The sequence below is a fragment of the Pseudodesulfovibrio pelocollis genome, from assembly GCF_030282845.1.
In the GTDB taxonomy this organism is placed as follows: domain Bacteria; phylum Desulfobacterota; class Desulfovibrionia; order Desulfovibrionales; family Desulfovibrionaceae; genus Pseudodesulfovibrio; species Pseudodesulfovibrio pelocollis.
In genome coordinates this window covers 1-824 of sequence record NZ_JASTWE010000111.1, presented here as the reverse complement: position 1 = coordinate 824, position 824 = coordinate 1, and the positions used below count along the sequence as shown (strand labels likewise).

General features: G+C 47.6%; 1 protein-coding gene. It reads right to left on the bottom strand.

From position 1 onward, the window contains the following. Positions 1–194 precede the first annotated feature (194 nt). Positions 195–824: DUF7002 family protein (locus tag QQS14_RS16410; RefSeq protein ID WP_285908097.1), on the bottom strand; the 630-nt coding region annotated here is incomplete at its 5' end.

Here is an 824-nt window from a genome sequence, read left to right as displayed (position 1 = left end):
TTAAGTCTTGCCGGAAGATAGAGAGCAGAGTGTCCGGCTATAACCAGTTCAGTTCATCGCGTGTGTAGTGAGGCACCCGTAATACCAAGTAAAGCATGCACCAGAACAGGAAAAGTACAATAACACATCTCTTGGAAGCAGTGTGATGCAAATTCGAGTAAAGGCACAACCAAAGCTAGTATATCCAAGTATAACTAGCCACAATTATTGATTGACGCATGCTGCCGCTCAAAGAAGGTCTCCAGAACCTCCCCTCTATGCATTAGCTTCGCAGAGTCTGTAAAACGAACAATGTTCTGTACCGCATAGTCAACCGCCAGCTCGACAATGACTTTTCTGGGTTGCCTACCGCGTTCACGCCATGCTTCGTAGTTGAATTCATTCATAGGAAGAAATGTTTCTCTCCCACGCATCGGGGCATTATAAAGTGTACATCCAGAATTGTATGGAGAAAGCGTGACTGCATCGACATACTCCTGAAGCAACTGGGCTGAATCTATTGTTAGGACACAATGCTGACGTCCACGGTATGCCCTAGCTTGCAGGAGCCCTCGCAGCCTTTCTTCAGTTGTCCAGAAGAATGTCCTTCGATTAAGAATGCGGTACCAGTCTGGGGGTGTCATCCCGTCCGATAAACACCGTGCCAACTGGGATTCGCGCATAGGTTTTTGATCGCGAAGCGTAGCCAGTCCATGCACAGGGTGCTGGATCTCAACACACTCTGGCCGGTGATTTGCCAGCAGTAACTCGCGCTGATGATTAGTGATTTCGAATAAATCAAGCAAAGCTTCAGAACTAAGAAGCCCATGCCTTTGGATGCTATG